Here is a 15,181-nt window from a genome sequence, read left to right on the forward strand (position 1 = left end):
CTTATAGAGCCCGGATTTCCGGGCTTTCTTGTTTCAGGGGCCAGCAGTACAGTGCAGCGCAGTGCAATGCACAGCTTTGTGCCTTTGATTGGATGATCATACAGCGCATAGCAGTCTTCACTCCTGCCCAGGAACACCCGCTTCATTATGACAGTTCATGGGTACGGCAATACCGACGAGAATGCAAATGTTAACTTCCTGCATCCAGAAAACATTATTTATATATTTCGATATGTACAGAGCACAAAAAGGCGGGTTATCCCGCCTTATTGATAATGAGAGAAAAGAAACAATTTGCTGTATTTATCTGCCTAACAGGCTCAGAGCAATGGTTGGACGCTGGTTAGCCTGGGCAAGCACAGACTGGGAAGCCTGCTGAATGATGTTGTTCTGGGTCAGAGCTGCAGTCTCAGAGGCGAAGTCTGTGTCTCTTATGCGGCTACGGGCATCGGACTGATTCTCAGAAATATTAGCCTGGTTACGGATAGTGCTTTCCATTCGATTTTGGAGAGCACCAAGGTTAGCGCGCTTGGAGTCTACAGCCTGAATCAGCTTATCAATGTTTTCGAGAACATAAGTAGCACGAGAGGCAGTTGAAATGGTAAATCTTATGGAGTTATCACCATTACCTACCTTGGTAAAGCCAGATTTAACTTCAGCCTTAACATTAGCCTGGGTGAGAATGCCACTTAAATGGAATGCCTGTGACCACTGAAGTGACAGAGTATTTCCAGCATTAGCACCTACCTGGAATACCAGCTTACCATCATCTGGAATAAGACCTGCCTTTGCGCCGTCAAGAACAACCTGTCCGGCAAAAGTGGTCTGCTTGGCAATACGGGAAATTTCAGCAGACAGCTGAGTGACTTCTTCCTGAAGTGCCTTACGGTCTGCAGCAGAGTTGGTACCGTTGGCAGACTGTACGGCCAGTACACGGATACGCTGCAGCATGTTGGTGGTTTCGTCCAGAGCACCTTCAATGGTCTGGGCCAGGGCGATACCGTCGTTGGTGTTGCGGTTACCCTGATTTAAGCCATTAATCTGAGTTGTTAAACGGTCGGAAATCTGCAGACCTGCGGCGTCATCCTTGGCAGAATTGATTCTCAGACCTGAGGAAAGGCGCTGATAGGAGACGTTCAGATTAAGGGTTGCATTGCTTAATTTGCGCTGTGCATTAATGGAACTGACGTTCGTATTTACGTAAAGTGCCATATTCTACTCTCTCTCTAAATCATTATGTTTTCTGATTTCTCTCATACCTGAGAGCAAATACATACGCTCCTCAGGTCATGCCCGGACAGCTCCAGGACAGTATCTTTTGTTAATCAGCCATCAGCAAGCTCTTTGCCAAAGTGTCATATTTTAGACAGTGCATATGATATTTTACGCACAAGAACACGATATAGATGCGTCATAGCACGCACAAACGAACTGGTCTGCTTCAAGAAAACCGCCTGTAATACAGGTTAATACTGATTAATATGACGATGCATGCCACCATCAAGCGAGATATCTCTCCACTCAAAAACGAGCATACCCCTGAGTGCATCTCTATTACCCGCAGCTGCAGCTAAAATGTCTTATTTATGCGCTTCTCTAAGAATTAAGGCTCAAGCCACTGCCTCCCGGATATTGGTCTTTACTTACCACGCAAATCGTTCATAAACACGATGTTTAAGGCATTTACAGGCAAATCAAACTTCTTACGTCATCAATTTGACAACTGCCATACTTACATTACGGCACAAATTGCCGCAAACGGCAGAAATCGCTTCAGCAAGCACTCAATTTCAGCGTTGAATCATCAATACATGCATTGAAATTCGCGCGTTAATCTAAATGCTTTTCCCCTGCTGTTGTCGACCTGAGTCTCATGGAATCTGGTCAGACTCAACGTCAACCTCTACTCCTCCTCCTCATGGCAAAGTGCGGACGCAAAAAAGGCGGGTTGCCCCGCCTTTAAGACATGAGAGAAGAATGATGAGACTGTTATGCCTGTATCAGCGTCCCAGCAGCGCAAGGGCTATAACCGGACGCTGGTTAGCCTGGGCCAGCACGGTCTGAGAGGACTGCTGAATAATGTTGTTCTGGGTGAGAGCGGCAGTCTCAGCGGCAAAGTCTGTGTCCCTTATGCGGCTGCGGGCATCGGACTGATTTTCCGAGATATTTGCCTGATTTCTAATAGTACTTTCCATTCTATTTTGTAAAGCACCAAGCTCAGCTCTTTTGGAATCAACAACCTGTATAAGTGAGTCAATATTTGCAAGTGTCTTCGTGGCCATGTCAGCTTTAGAAACACCGAAACGAATAAACTTGCCGTTATTAGGGCCGTCCTCTACCAGGCCTTTAGTGCCATCTTTCTGGTTTGCCGCTTGAGTAATACCCGCCTGTGAAGCGATGCCACTTAATGTAAACGCTGATGCCCAGTTTAATGCAAGGGTATTGCCGGCATTAGCGCCTACCTGAAAGGTCAGCGTACCGTTTTGAGGAATCATGCCCTTAGCTTTACCCTGCAATACAGTCTGACCGGCAAAAGTAGTCTGATTGGCAATACGGGTGATTTCCTGGGAGAGCTGAGTGACCTCCTCCTGGAGGGCTTTACGGTCATTCTCAGAGTTGGTGCCGTTTGCTGACTGAACTGCCAGCACGCGGATGCGCTGGAGCATGTTAGTGGTTTCGTCCAGGGCACCTTCAATGGTCTGGGCAAGGGCGATGCCGTCATTGGTGTTACGGTTGCCCTGATTGAGGCCGTTGATTTGTGAGGTCAGGCGATCAGATATCTGCAGACCGGCTGCATCATCCTTTGCAGAGTTGATGCGCAGGCCGGAAGACAGTCTCTGGTAGGAGACATTCAGGCTGTTAGTGGCATTCATCAGCTTCCTTTGTCCGTTGAGTGAGCTGACGTTCGTATTTACGTAAAGTGCCATTTGTCTTTCTCTCCACTTCTGATAAGAAGCATCCCGGAAACATCATCAACCTCACTCTTTCAGCCATAACAGCCTGCCCATTCCTACGGTTATTGCTGTCATGCCGCCACGGCCTGCAGTCATATCACAACTGGCATTAAGTCATGCCGCTGCTGCCTGCAATCGTGCCACCACAGGACTGCAGTCGTGCCGTATTTCATCTGACACCTGCCTCTCTCCCGTATGGCTTTGGGGGCGTATCCCATCGGGCTGATTGCGCGCCTGCTCATCGGGCTTATTGCGAGCCTGGCCAGCAAGCTGATTGCGCGCCCGCCTATAAAGTCCATGGCCATAGCAGCATATGATGCGGCCGTAGCTCCAGCAGCTGCAGCACTCAACCTTTGGTATGCTGCCATGATTGTGGTCTGCTCATACCATGGCCATGAATATGGTCTTATGCTCATGACTTAGGCCATGCAGCTGGCTTCTGGATGCTGTCTGCAATTCAGATCTCAGCCTCAGTCAACTGATGACAGGCTGCCGGTCAACTGTGCTATTACCGCAAGCCATGAGACATAGACCAATGTGCCTGAGCCATGCTGGCTACAGTGGGTCTTGCACTGGCATCCGCTCTGGTGGCTGGATGAGTGGCTTAAGGCAACGGAGGTCATGGGCTGTGGGCACAGGATGTGGCCACACGCTGTGATCACGAGCTGCGGTATGGCATGCTAAGGGCAGATGGCTTAGGCAAGGACAATCTTTGTGATTGTTGATGTTTGTTTCAGGAACGTTTTTCGTCTGTACCATGGCCAGTGTGTGTGACCATGTTGTTTTTCGTCTGAAAATGGCGCAAGCAAGGCCTTTGCCAGTCCAAAATGTCACATAGGTAAATATTTACATGTTATTTACATTAATGATCATCGTTATTACGCGTGAAAAAGCCATTCCTGATGTCAAAGGTAGTAACTATGATTTTTATCAGGATTTTTACAACTTTTTTCCGCACCCCATCGATATCCGTCACTGTGGCCATCATAATGCCCATTTGCCAAAACCGGCGCATCCCCTCTGAGTTCCGCTGTTTTGTGGCTTGCCTTAAACCTGTGGCAGATGCCAGGTTCTTCAGTCCATAAGCACAAATGCCATTCCCTGGCGCCCTCAGCATGCAATGCCTTGCAATGCCTTTCCAAAGCACGCTGCACCCAGCCTCGCCACAGCACACTCACCACGCCTTGCCACGCTGAGGCAGTTCATTCACACTCCTGCACGTTACTGCACGCCACTCACGGCATATGCTGGAACTCATAACCAGCTTTAGATTCCCTGTTCATGGCTGCAATAGAGTTTTCCAGCCTGCAGGTCAGATCTGGCCAGTCTGGCCACACAGCATGCAAGGCCTCTTACTGTGGCTGATACAGGCTCGCATGCCTGCTTGTAATGCCTCTGCATTGCAGGCAGCCGCCTTTGGGCCTGCTCAGATTTGACCTGCACTGCCCTGCCTGCCTTTATCATTCGGCATTGCCTTTACCAGCAATACGCTGCCCCTGCTCTCGTCACGGTGAGCCATGGTATTGCTGGCGCGACAGCCAAAGGAGCAGCTGGCACGCTGATTCGCTCTTTAGTATTGCTTCATGAGGTGGCACATGGCTGATTATGTGTCGATAATCCCATGGACATGTGCTCTGCGCGTCATCTGATTAAGTCATGGAAAGGCTGTCTGGAGGAGAGGTTGCTCAACGGTAATTAGACAATACGCACAAGTATGAAATTCACCTACGGATGCCTGTCAGATTCAGGGTCAGCGTGTGGGAGCAGCTGTGGTCTGCCCAGCGTAAGAGCTGATAAATATGGTATTATCAAGTGCATGCTGGATGTTTAACGACTGTCTTTTTCGATCATCGTTTTTCAATTTTTGATACTGCGTTTCTGCTCGATTTATGAGCTTGATATTGGCCCTGGCAATGACTGTCGCGTGGCGGCTTAATCAAATATTTAACGTTAAGTAACGTACGTAAGGAAGGAAAAAGCATATAATGCCAGAGCAAGGCCGCGCATTTGCGCCATTGCCGAGCTTTCATATGGCTGCACCGACCGTATTGCGGTCACTGTGCTCTGCCAGACCATGGCACCATGGGCTCATTATCAACAGCCACCTGTATCTGTACTACTGTGCCAGGCACTGCCGCACCAGGCGAGGCGGCTTAGCAGGCACGATATGGGTTATAAGCTGATGCCGCCCTGCTCTTCAACTCCAGGCCGATCTTCAGGATCTGTTTACCTGGAGGCTACGGTATCTTCAGTATGCGTAGAATGGCCATGCTGCCAGCTGGGCAGTCACACACTGAGCTTATGCTCGATGACGTCCGCCTGAGCTGATGGTCTGAGCAACAGGCCCAGGCCACGGCCCAGGCTAAAAGCAATGCTGCCTGACGGGCCGCATTCGACCGGTCTGTGGCATAACATACAGGAGCATCCTGCATTTATTAGCTGAACTCCTTGTGCTCATCTGTCCTTACATGTGGTCATTTGCCTTAGCAGCAGATCAGCCGTGACACGAATAAATGCTCGCGTGCATGCATGCACGCCCATGAGAGCTTCGGCCCGCCAGGTCAGACCCTGGATCTTTTACAGAAACAGTTTTTCATTTGATGCAGCTGTCCCTGCTGCTCAGTCTCTTATCAGACATTAAAGAATATTATATTTACCTTGCCGCCCTGAGGCAGGAATGAATCAGCTCCCATGACATCAGGGATCGCTACATACTGCAAGTGACACTCCGGAGTACCTTCATACACTGCTCTGGACATTACCCCTGACAGAGCTGCACCCACAGCTCTGTTCACATGCTTCAGGTACAGGCCAATGATGCTGTCCCCATGCCACTGAGTTTACAGTCGCACTGTGGCGTGACAGCAATTGCTGCAGCCACTGAAACCATGACGGCTACTTATGCTGTTCTGGTGTGCCTGTCATCAACAGACGCCGCTACAGTCATACGCCTTGAAGCTCAGGCACGCATCCACACGTGCCACTTCCACACGTACCGCAGCCCCAAAGGCCGCCCTGCTTTATGGTCCTGGGAAGCTGCCAGCACCACGCTGCTGACTGCTTTAACAGGTCATATGCCCAGGCTCCACGATATGCCAGTGGCTCTACAGCATAATCTCCAGCTCAGCAAAGAGGCTGCGCTGTGACAGTGCCTGCAGCACTCTGTCCCTGAAGCCGCAGGCAGTTTTTTATCCCTGTGCTCAGGCCTGCTGTGCCCTGCATCAACTCATGCAGGTAGCTTAACGATGCTGGTCATGCCGATGGCACTGGTGCTTTTGGCGCCTCGACAAGTTGCATGGTGGTCATGGTCCGGCTGATTACAGCCGGAAGTCAGGACACCAGCCATATTGTGCCTGCAAGACCTTATCTGGCCCTGCTTGAGTGCAGGATGCGCGGCGACGCAGCAGCTGGCTCACGTGCCATTGCGGCGCTGGCCTGGTGCTGCCTTGGGCTGCGCAGCCCAGGGCAGGGCAGGCTGCCTTGCCGGGCAGGCAGCCTGGCTTGCTGATGTGGGGCTTGGGGTGGACTCGCTTGTGATGATTTAAGAGTTTTCCGGTCAGATAAAAAGGTACATTGTTCAGGAAACAGGAGAAGCAAATTGACCCAACAAATCAACGGTATTAACTGGGGGATGTCCTACGAGAACCGTACCCCGGCAAACAAGATTTGCAATATGATTCTGCTCTACGGCTATGTTACCAATCCCATGCTGGTAGAGACCTTTAACCTGACCTTACAGACCGTTACCTGCTATACCCAGCAGCTGCGCCAGAACCGCATCATTGTTCCTGGCGGCAAAGCTCCCTCCACCGGAGGCAAGCCTCCTACCAAGTACATCCTCAATAAAGACTATACCCATTCTCTTGGTATAGACATCACTGACCATACCCTGACCTTTGTTCTCATGGACTTCATGTGCAATGTGATTGCCAGTGAAGAGCAGAGCTTCCCTTTCAGCTACTCACGTGAATACTTCATGGAGGTAGCCCGTCGTGCCCGTGACTTTGTTGAATCTCAGCCAGGATCGGTAGACCTGCTCAATGAATATGTAGGTGTATCGGTACCGGGTATTATTTCAGGCAATGTGGTCAGCCGCTCCCATATTCTTGGTCTTCAGGAAGCAGACTTCTCTGCTCTGGGCCGCTGCCTCAATGCCCGCATCATTCTGGTCAATGACTCTAACTCCGGTGCACTTTCTGAGGCCTATGCTACCAAGGAACGCAACTTCATCTACCTGTCTTTATCGCACACTGTAGGCGGCGGCATTGTGGCCAGCGGCTTTTTAATGCAGGGCAAGAACAACCGCTCCGGTGAAGTTGGCCACATGACTCTTATCCCTATGGGACGCAGCTGCTACTGCGGAAAGGATGGCTGTGTCGATCCATACCTTTGTGAAAGCGCTCTTCTGGGTAATGAGTTTGAGACTCTCGATGAGTTCTTTACCTGTATTTATGAGGGGCCTTCCTATACCGACAGATCCATGCAGTCCCGCTACATCAGGGCTGAAAAGAGACTGCAAAGCTACCTCAAGTATCTGGGCATGATCCTTGATAATCTGTCCATGCTCTGCGATACCCCTATTATTCTTGGCGGCACAGTAGGCCCTTATCTCAAGCCATATCTTACTGAGATTAATACCCGTGCCCGCAAGCGCTCCTTATTTTCCGACGTGGCCCCTGTTGCCAGCGGTTCCATTGAGAGCACTCCGGCTGCCTTCGGTGCTGCGCTGATCTGCGTTACCCAGACCATTGCCAACTTCCAGATGGAGGCGGAAACCGCAGGTCCAGGCCCTGGCACCAGTCCAATGCGCTCACCAAACTACGGCTTTGACGGATCTTTTGGCGTATCTGATGGCCTTAGTACCAGAAGCGAACAGCACTCTGAAAAAGCAGGAACCGCCCGTAGCCGTAACATTCGTACCACAGCAGGTGCAGGACGAACAGACTCTGCACGCGCCTCGGTCAGTCCAGAACATGCAGACTCAGCTGCAGCAAGAACTGCAGGTTCCAGCCTGTCAGCCGCGAATCCATCTGAATCAGGATTAGCCAGGACCAGTGGCGCTGCTGCCACTGGAGCCTCAGGTGCGACTGGCGCGACTGGTGCCACTGGCGCGACTGAAGGTACTGCTGCCAAGGCTGCAGAGGATACAGCCTCTTCAGCAAAGTCATCTGGAACTGGCAAAAGCCGCTCTAAAAGCACTCCCAGGCAAAGCACCGTAGAGCTCTTATCAGCAAGAGAGCAGAAGCCACCACGGAAAAACAGTGGGACTGATCCTGCAAGTAATAGCCTGCAGTCACTCTTTGATAATGACATAAGTCCTGATGAAAGCAGGCACTCTCTGTCTGAACTGGTGCGCGCAGCAGATATTGGCAAGAACTATTTCAAATCCAGAAAAACATCTCTGCCAGAACCTGAAAGTCAGCTCAACGGCAGTGTTGCTTTGCAAAACGAAAGACAGAGCGCCTCTGTTCCACCTGATGTCGAGTATAAGGGCACTTTTGATGCCGATGGCACAAGACGTCCTCCTACTCCGCAGGAGGTTGCAGCTCACACCATAAAGAAGGCTGACCTCAAGCGCTTCCGTGCCGAAGTTGCCAGTATCAATGAGGCTCACCGTCCTGACATTGATCCTGAGGAGAACTACGACCTTGTTTCAACAGTACCGCATGGTCGCAGCAAGGGTAAGAAAAGATCCGCAAAACCAACCGCTGCTGAAACAGAGGCTGAAAAGGCGGCCGCTCTGGCCAATTTCCGTCCACGACTCAATGACAGAGCAATACTCGAGGCTGTCTCTGCCCGAGCCCGCACTTCAAGTCGAACCAGAGCCAAAGAAGCTGCTGCTGCAGCTGCCGGTGAGCCACCTCCACCACGCCGCCGCCGTCGCCGCACCAGCACTGTCTGAACTACGGTGTGACAGCACGGCGCTCACGTGCAGAGCTCCCAGCCTGTGATACAGCACGCTGCACATACCGAGCATGGAGCGCACGCGGCGCTGCTCATGTTGCTCATGCTGCGCTGCCGCGCTTGCTGCTCATGCCCCGTATGTGACCTGCTGCGCAGCACTGTACTGCATTGCGCAACATTGCATGGCAATGAACAGTCAAAACCTCATTTCCAACGGGCCCTCAGGGCCCGTCTTCATTTCAGGACTCCATAATCCTGCGCCTGTTAACTGGTTTCTCCACCAGCCTGTCACAGGGCTGCAGCTCCTCCAGAATCAACAGCTCCTCCCGCCTGCCATCTGACCATGCTGCGTATCCTGCAGATGCATCCCGAACCGGGCATCAGCCATATGCCATCCCGGCTCCGTCATATAACCATCGGCACAGTATGTGACACGTCAGTGGCTGGTCAGTTGCCCCGCCAGCTGCATGGCCCTTACAGGTGCTAAGGTACTAACAGAACTGCATACGTTTCGTCGTGCCCTCTTTGCCATACCAGGCCCAATCAAGATTCGCCTCACCTCATGACCATGAGCATTTCAATGAAGGCTGCATGCGCACGCAACCTCACCACCACCAACAGCCGCAATAAGCAATCAGGCTCATCGGCAGCAGACTGAATCAGAATGCGGGCCCGGGCATCATTGAGCTGTTTCCTGACTCTGTCATGGATATTGGCCTTGCCGTCACTCACGCTCTGGTCAGTACCGCTGCGCGCTGAGCATTCGGACCAGTCATAGCATTCAGAGCAGCAAGACCAGTCAGCCTCATCTGCCCAGCTGGCAAGGCCAGCTGACAAAGCCAGTCTGACAGTAGTTGTGTCATCCTGAGGCACTGTGATTTATACACTTAACCATATTTTCATGATTAAGTTCAGTAAAATCGCCATAAAGCCATGCAAAGCAAGTCACTTACAGACTCTTTAGGTGCTGTGACTGCCTTAAACATGGCAAATGCAAAGGAGAAAAGCTGCTAAATTCGCCTGGCTGTCTGCGTGCACTCAGTGTCTACGCCCACTTTCTGAGAACAGCAAGAGCATATGATGGATGGCTTATAAGTGCCGGTAATTTGTCATTTTGACCTTACTTAATAATTTTTCCTGAACAGGCTGATCTTTTTATTAAAATCGATCCTATAATGCACTTAATCTAAATTTCTGATTAAGTTACGAGAACGCCAGTTCTGCTTTAATGCTGCTCCTGCACTGATGCGGGCATGGTCATGTAAGGCTGTTCTGGCTGGTTATATCGAAGGTTTTGCTATGAAGGCTGTTACTTTACTTGAGAAGGGCAAGATTGCCATTAAGGACGATTACAATCCAGAACGTAAGCTTGGCGAGCATGATGTGGAGATCAGGCTGATGGCCTGTGGTGTGTGCGGATCTGACGTGCACTACTACACTCATGGCCGTATTGGCCCTTACGTGGTGGAAAAGCCTATGGTGCTTGGTCATGAGGCCTCAGGTCAGATCGTTCGTGTGGGCAGCGGCGTTACCCATCTGAAGGTCGGTGACCGTGTCTGCATGGAGCCTGGTATTCCACGTTTTGATTCAGCTGAGACTCTGGCAGGCTGTTATAACCTCGATCCTGAGCTTACTTTCTTTGCTACCCCTCCAATTGACGGCTGCCTGTGCGAAACCATCATTCACCCGGCTGCATTTACCTTTAAACTTCCAGATGAAGTCAGCTATTACGAGGGTGCCATGGTAGAGCCGGTGGCTATCGGCATGCAGTCAGCAACAAAGGCTGGTATCAGACCAGGTGACATTGCCCTGGTATATGGGGCCGGCACTATTGGTATTGTTACTGCCCTGTGTGCTCTGGCCGGTGGCTGCTCAGATGTCATAATAGTAGACATAGTTGACTCCAAGCTTGAGGTAGCAGCCTCCTATAAGAATATCCACGCTGTTAATGCCCGCCCCGGCGACCTTAAGGCTGTGGTTAATGACCTTACCGGTGGTGCCGGCTGTGACGTAGTCTTTGAGTGCTCAGGCGCTGAAGCTGTAGTAACAGGCATGTGCGAGCATGTTAAGGCCAATGGCACTGTAGTGCTTATCGGCAGCACTCTGGAGCTGCCTCTATTTTATATTGCAGCAGCACAGGCCAAAGAGGTCACTTTCAAGACCGTTTTCCGCTATGCCAACATGTTTCCTCGCACTATCCGCCTGATCCGCAGCGGCGCTCTTGACATCAAGCGCCTGATTTCAAAGGTCTTTGAGTTCAACGATGCCGTTGCCGCCTTTGAACGCGCTGCTTCCGGCACCGCAGGCGACGTCAAGATCATGATTGACTGCTCAAAAATCTAAGACCTCAAACAATAATTCACACCGATCACGAACTCAGCAGCACCAAACTGTCGTCCTGGCGACCTGACAACCAGTCAGCCCTGTCCAAAACGACAAGCTACGCTCCTGACGCAGCCGTCAAGACTGTTCGCCATACAGCCAGCACCTGCCTGGCTGTTGTCCTCCCGCATCTCACTGCAGCCGTCAGACAAGTGCGGAGAGTGCACAATAAGATGAGCAGTGGTACTGCAAAGAGAGGACAACAATGCGCCCGGTAGCGCACCAGTGCAGCCTGCAGGACAGCTGGTATGGCACTTTGATGGTGATTAAAGTACTGATGAGGGGATATACCGCTTTTGCTCCAGGAAAAATATTTATCTGGCAGGACTATATCATGGCGACAAATCTTTCGATTTTGGCTAATATTGCTGGACTTTTTGACTATTAATTGCTGATTTCAGTACTTATTCATCAGGAGACCGGGAGTATGGCAGAACGCCGCTTTCGTTTTATTGTCCTTTCACTCTTTTTCTTCTTTCTATTTGTAGGCATTATCTACAGCCAGATCACCTCCCGTATGCCGGCCATCAAGGAAATATCAGGAGTTGATGAGTCCGGACTGGGCCTTGCCCTGTCCTCATTGGGTGCAGGTTCACTCTTTGGCTTTGCCACAATTCCAGTACTTATCAAGAAACTGTCCTCGCGTACCATGCTGCGTGGCGGAGCTTTTGGTGTACTGGTGCTCTTCCTGCTTACCCCTTTTGTTTATGACCTTGTAAGCCTCTGTCTGCTTTTTGCCCTGCTGGGACTGTCCTTTGCCTACTTTGAAATAGCCATCAACAATCAGATTATCAATCTTGAGCTGCTCTCTGGCGGACACTACATGCTCAGAATGCATGCCGGCTGGAACATTGGCGCTCTGGCAGGATCTATCAGCGGCTCTATCTTTGCCTGGTATGTTCCTGGCCTTGCTACCAACTTCCTGTCACTGGGCATACTCTTTATCATTCCCGTGCTGCTGGCAGCCCGCTTTTTGCTTGAGGATGTAGCCCCTGAGGGTATGGAAGAGAAGAAGGGCTTTGGCAAAATCCCTCTGGCAGTGATTTTCTGCGGTCTTTTTGCCATGTGTGCCTATACAGTAGAGGGCTCTATTGCCGAGTGGGGCGGTCTGGTAATGGTACAGGAAAAGCAATCCAGCGAGAGCCTTGCAGCTCTGGTCTACGGCTCCTACTCTCTGGTAACTGCCATTACCCGTCTGTGCTCAGACAAGATACGTAACACCATAGGTGACTTCCGTATCATTCTCTTTGGCGGCATCCTGGCCTTTATTGGCATGAGCCTGGTTATCTTCACCCACTCACCATATCTGACCCTTACAGGCTATGGCATGTGCGGTATCGGCCTTGCTCCGCTGGTTCCTATTATCTTAAGCCGCGTTGGTCACAGAGATGATATCCACCCTTCAGCAGCCACAACCATTGTCTCGCTCTTTGGTTACGGCGGCATTCTGGTAATTCCACCATCCCTGGGTTTCCTTGCTCAGCAGTTTGGCCTTATTAACGCCCTTTTCCTGCCACTTGCGCTCGTCACTACAGTGATTTTCGCCTCCTTCGTCATCCGCCGCATGCGTGCCTGATCCAGGCAGACCGCCAGCCAGTCCTGCCTGACTTCTGTCAGACAAGCTGGCTGGCTGGCTTACTGCCGTACTGCATCCTGACGTCCGGTAGCCCTGCACAACACTGGAAGCCCCGGTACAGCACGGGCACCTGCCATAACAAAACCGTCGCACTACGCGGCGGTTTTTTGCGTTTGGGGCCTGCTAATGCATTAGGGCTATGCTTTGAAGCGGTGGAGAGGGCATTGATTCCTGCATTAAGCCTGCGGCGCCATGCACTCTGTGTTTCACACAGCATCAGACTCATGCAACAAGCATGAGACTAAAAGATCTGTCTGCTCTGAGCTGCAAGACCGATCCCGGCATATACAAGGTATCGTGCTGCAATATGCTAATTAATTTGTTTTGTAACTTATTTCTTGTTTCAGGCACAAAAAAGCCCGAACATTATGTCCGGGCTATTTTATAAATACTTTCTAAAATAATATAGTGCTATTAGCCAAGCAGGGAAAGACCAAGCTGAGGACGGGTATTGGCCTGCATCAGCATGGATGTAGCGGCCTGCTGAATAATAGACTGCTGGGACAGATTGGCAGACTCTTCGGCGAAGTCAGCGTCACGAATGCGGCTACGTGCGTCAGCCTGGTTGGCAGAAACGTTAGCCTGGTTGCGGATTGATGACTCCAATCTGTTCTGAATTGCACCTAGTCCAGCACGCTGACTGTCAACATGACCGATCATCTTGTCCATAAGAGTGATCACGTTGTTAATCTTGGTGATGTCAGTAAAGAGCAGACCGGTAGCAGCATTCTGTCCATCAAGAACATCACCTTTTGCTATGCCGCCATTGCCGCCGATTGCACCTGAATCTTCAGCTATCTTTGTGAACTTGAAATTGGCAACATCAAAGTCAATGGTATCGCCGCTGTTTGCACCAACCTGCAGGGTCATACGAGCAACCTTGTTCTGACCAGCAGCTGCACCCTGACCATAAATAGTGTCGCTCTTACCGTTTCCGTCTACACCATCCAGTACCTTCTTGCCGGCAAAGGTAGTCTGAGTTGCAATACGGTTAATCTCGCTGAACAGAGCATCAGCCTCTTTCTTTAATGCAGCACGGTCATCAGCAGTGTTTGTACCATTAGCTGCTTGAACAGCCAGAGTACGGATCTTCTGCAGCATACCGGAGGTCTCATCAAGAGCACCTTCGATGGTCTGAGCAAGAGCAATACCGTCGCTTGCATTGCGATTACCCTGGTTCAGACCGTTAACCTGGGTGGTCAGTCTGCTGGAGATCTGAAGGCCGGCAGCATCGTCTTTGGCAGAATTAATTCTCAGACCTGAAGAGAGTCTCTGGTACGTGGTAGTCAGCTGATTCTGTACGTTATTAAGATATCTGCGGCCGTTTAATGAGCTTACATTTGTATTTACGTATACTGCCATTTCTAAATCCTTTTAGAGAGTACCTGTGTACTTGTCCCGACATTATTAAATGACGGTATATGTAGATTAGCCGAGCAGGGAAAGACCAAGCTGAGGACGGGTATTAGCCTGCATCAGCATGGAAGTAGCAGCCTGCTGAATAATAGACTGCTGGGACAGATTGGCTGACTCTTCGGCGAAGTCTGCGTCACGAATGCGGCTACGGGCGTCAGCCTGGTTGGCAGAAACGTTAGCCTGGTTACGTATGGAAGACTCCAATCTGTTCTGGATTGCACCTAGTCCGGCACGCTGACTGTCAACCTGGCCAATCATTTTATCCATGAGGGTAATCAGGCTGCCAATCTTGGTTGGATCATCAAACTTAAGACCGGTAATACCATTATTGCCCTCAAAAACATCTCCCTTGGCAATACCGTTATTACCACCAATTGCACCAGAGTCATCAGCGATCTTGGTGAACTTGAAATTGGCAACATCAAAGTCGATGGTATCGCCCTTATTGGCACCCACCTGGAGAGTCATACGGGCAACCTTGTTATTGCCAACTGTTACACCCTCGCCGAAAATTGTTTCGCTCTTACCCTGGCCATCAACACCATCCAGTACTTTCTTGCCGGCAAAGGTGGTCTGCTGGGCAATACGGTTGATCTCGCTGAACAGAGCATCAGCCTCTTTCTTTAAGGCAGCACGGTCATCTGCGGTGTTGGTACCGTTGGCAGCCTGAACAGCCAGGGTACGGATCTTCTGCAGCATGCCAGTGGTCTCGTCAAGAGCACCTTCGATAGTCTGGGCCAGAGCGATACCATCTGAGGCATTGTACGGCGTATTAAGCTAGTGTGATTTTCATCAAACTTCATCCTTAAGGTCATCTAAAATGTCACAACAGAAGCAATCACGCATGCGCTCATGGCTGAGCTGGGACATGAACTCGCCTAACTCTCTT

Annotated in this window: 9 protein-coding genes and 1 pseudogene; 5 read left to right on the forward strand and 5 right to left on the reverse strand. The window is 50.7% G+C overall.

The features are described 5' to 3' along the window. Positions 1-303: 303 nt before the first annotated feature. Together MXE39_RS12190 and MXE39_RS12195 are read right to left on the reverse strand one after the other, a co-directional pair. On the reverse strand, positions 304-1,212 hold the full coding sequence (locus MXE39_RS12190) for a flagellin (protein ID WP_246978085.1): 909 nt from the start codon (positions 1,210-1,212) through the stop codon (positions 304-306). Between the two features lie 788 nt (positions 1,213-2,000). After that, positions 2,001-2,927, reverse strand: coding sequence for a flagellin (locus MXE39_RS12195; RefSeq protein WP_246978086.1), 927 nt, complete (start codon positions 2,925-2,927; stop codon positions 2,001-2,003). 892 nt (positions 2,928-3,819) lie between these two features. On the opposite strand from MXE39_RS12195, the gene MXE39_RS12200 reads away from it, so the two are divergent. From MXE39_RS12200 to MXE39_RS12220, 5 genes are all read left to right on the forward strand, one after another. After that, entirely contained in the window at positions 3,820-3,978 is a 159-nt protein-coding gene (locus MXE39_RS12200) for a hypothetical protein (RefSeq protein WP_247074178.1), read from the forward strand. A 2,574-nt stretch (positions 3,979-6,552) separates the two neighbouring features. Next, on the forward strand, positions 6,553-8,856 hold the full coding sequence (locus MXE39_RS12205) for an ROK family protein (RefSeq protein WP_246978088.1): 2,304 nt from the start codon (positions 6,553-6,555) through the stop codon (positions 8,854-8,856). A 1,301-nt stretch (positions 8,857-10,157) separates the two neighbouring features. Beyond that, entirely contained in the window at positions 10,158-11,201 is a 1,044-nt protein-coding gene (locus MXE39_RS12210) for an NAD(P)-dependent alcohol dehydrogenase (RefSeq protein ID WP_246978089.1), read from the forward strand. A 244-nt stretch (positions 11,202-11,445) separates the two neighbouring features. Then, the gene (locus MXE39_RS12215) at positions 11,446-11,628 is read left to right on the forward strand and encodes a hypothetical protein (protein ID WP_247074180.1); all 183 of its coding nucleotides are present in this window, start codon (positions 11,446-11,448) and stop codon (positions 11,626-11,628) included. A 39-nt stretch (positions 11,629-11,667) separates the two neighbouring features. Next, complete coding sequence (locus MXE39_RS12220) at positions 11,668-12,816, forward strand: MFS transporter (protein ID WP_246978090.1); 1,149 nt, start codon at positions 11,668-11,670, stop codon at positions 12,814-12,816. 474 nt (positions 12,817-13,290) lie between these two features. Here MXE39_RS12220 and MXE39_RS12225 read toward each other — a convergent pair whose 3' ends face one another. From MXE39_RS12225 to MXE39_RS13035, 3 genes and pseudogenes are all read right to left on the reverse strand, one after another. Next, positions 13,291-14,238 (reverse strand): flagellin, encoded by a 948-nt coding sequence (locus MXE39_RS12225; RefSeq protein ID WP_246978091.1) that lies wholly within the window; start codon positions 14,236-14,238, stop codon positions 13,291-13,293. Between the two features lie 66 nt (positions 14,239-14,304). Then, on the reverse strand, positions 14,305-14,760 hold the full coding sequence (locus tag MXE39_RS13130; protein ID WP_348647483.1) for a flagellin: 456 nt from the start codon (positions 14,758-14,760) through the stop codon (positions 14,305-14,307). Positions 14,761-14,841: 81 nt separating this feature from the next. Further along, a pseudogene (locus MXE39_RS13035) lies at positions 14,842-15,042 on the reverse strand (flagellin); the annotation flags it as partial. Positions 15,043-15,181 lie beyond the last annotated feature (139 nt).

Origin of the sequence: Anaerobiospirillum sp. NML120511 (assembly GCF_023050955.1) — a bacterium.
Taxonomy (GTDB): Bacteria; Pseudomonadota; Gammaproteobacteria; order Enterobacterales; family Succinivibrionaceae; genus Anaerobiospirillum.